Here is a 1737-nt window from a genome sequence, read left to right on the forward strand (position 1 = left end):
CGCGCCGCCGCAGCCTTCGGCGCCGCCTGCGTGGTGCTGCAGGACCGGCACGCGCCGCCGGAGACGGGCGCGCTGGCCCGCGCGGCCTCGGGCGCGCTCGACATCGTGCCCGTGGTGCGGGAGGTGAACCTCTCCCGCGCCATCGCCGCGCTGCAGAAGGCAGGCTTCTGGGTGATGGGCCTGGCGGGGGAGGCCACGCGCACGCTGGCCGAGGCCGCGCCGCGCGACCGGCGCGTGGCGCTGGTCCTCGGCGCCGAGGATTCCGGCCTGCGGCGCCTGCAGCGCGAGACCTGCGACGAGCTGGTGCGGCTGCCGATGGCCGAGGGCGTCGAGAGCCTGAACGTCGCGGCGGCCGCGGCGGTGGCGCTGTACGAGATCGTGCGGCGGTGATGCGCGGCGCCGGAGAGGGGCCTTGCCCCTCCCCGGACCCCACCCCACCAGAGGCCGAAAGGCCTCTGGACACCAGGACTTGATGGGGCCTTGGCGGGGCGGGGCCGCGCCTTCGAGCCCCACGGATGAGCCACCTCCCCAGACGGGTTCCAAGGGCCTTTCGGCCTTTGGCGGGTGGGGGTCCGGAGGAGGGCAGCGCCCTCCCCCGCCTCAGATCGGCGGCGTCTTCGCCCAGGCGTACCCAACCCGCGCCTTCTCATACCCATGGTCGTACAGCGCGCGCATGAATTCCGGCTCGAAGGGGCTTTCGAGCTGCCGCGTGAAGTCGCTGCCGATGAAGGCGAGGTTGAAGTCCACGCCGTCGCGCTGGGCGAAGAAGTACAGCCGCACCGCGTCGTTGAAGCCGCTCGCGGCGATCATGCTCGAAATCGCGCGCGCCGCGATGCTCAGGCCCCGCCGGTTCACCATCGCCCATTCGGAATCGAGCCGCCCGTTGCGGATCAGCCAGGCGCGCGCAGGCTGCACGCGCTGCCCGCGCGCCATCGCGGCGCGCCGCGCGGCGGTGACCGCGCCGGGATAGAGGAAGGCCTGCGCGAAGGTGCCGCCATCGACGTGCATCTCCTGGTGCGGCGTGCCGTCGACCGTCACGTCGAACATCACCGGGGGGAAGGCGCCGGGGATGGCGGCGGAGGCGAGCAGGATGCGCCGGACCGTGTCGAGCGCACGGGGATGCCCGCTGGCCGCGATGGCGCCGATGTTCCACACCACGGGCGCCTGGGCGTCGATGTCCGCGGTGCCGATCATCAGCAGCCGCCCCTGCCCGTGCGCCTCGGCGATGGCCGCGAGCATGCGTGCGTCGAGATAGGTCGAGATGGTGTCGAACAGCGGCGAGGTATCGGCCAGCGCGTCGTTGAAGATGGCCGCGGTCAGCCCGCGTGGGCGCAGGACGCGATCGACCGTGATGGCGGTGTAGACCTCCTTCAGCGGCTGGTCCCAGGCGGGGCCGAGATAGGCGAAGGGCGCGGTCAGCGCCCCGGTGGAAACGCCCGTCGCCAGGTCGAAGCCAGGCCGCGTGCCGTGCGCGGTCCAGCCATTGAGCAGCCCGGCGCCGAAGGCGCCGTTCTCCCCGCCGCCGGAGACGGCCAGCAGGTTCAGCTCCGGCACCGTCGCGCCCTCCCGCAGGCCGAGCGCGCGGCGCCGGCGCGCGAGCGCTTCCACCACCTCCCGCTCGAAGCCCGCCTGGCCTTCGGCCGAGGTGATGCGGAAGCGTTCGTTCGGCAGGCCGAGCACGCGCGCCTGCCCCGAGCGGCCGGCCGGCACGGCGTCGAGCCGGGGCGGCAGCGCGCA

The 1737-nt window shown here is 74.1% G+C and carries 2 protein-coding genes; one reads left to right on the forward strand and one right to left on the reverse strand.

Going from position 1 to position 1737, the window contains the following annotated elements:
- A partial coding sequence (locus tag HW577_RS24580; RefSeq protein ID WP_198378720.1) for a 23S rRNA (guanosine(2251)-2'-O)-methyltransferase RlmB occupies positions 1–390 on the forward strand: 390 nt, incomplete at its 5' end.
- A 210-nt stretch (positions 391–600) separates the two neighbouring features.
- Here HW577_RS24580 and HW577_RS24585 read toward each other — a convergent pair.
- Positions 601–1737: patatin-like phospholipase family protein (locus HW577_RS24585; RefSeq protein WP_198378721.1), on the reverse strand; the 1137-nt coding region annotated here is incomplete at its 5' end.

The organism is Neoroseomonas rubea (assembly GCF_016106015.1).
Classification (GTDB): domain Bacteria; phylum Pseudomonadota; class Alphaproteobacteria; order Acetobacterales; family Acetobacteraceae; genus Neoroseomonas; species Neoroseomonas rubea.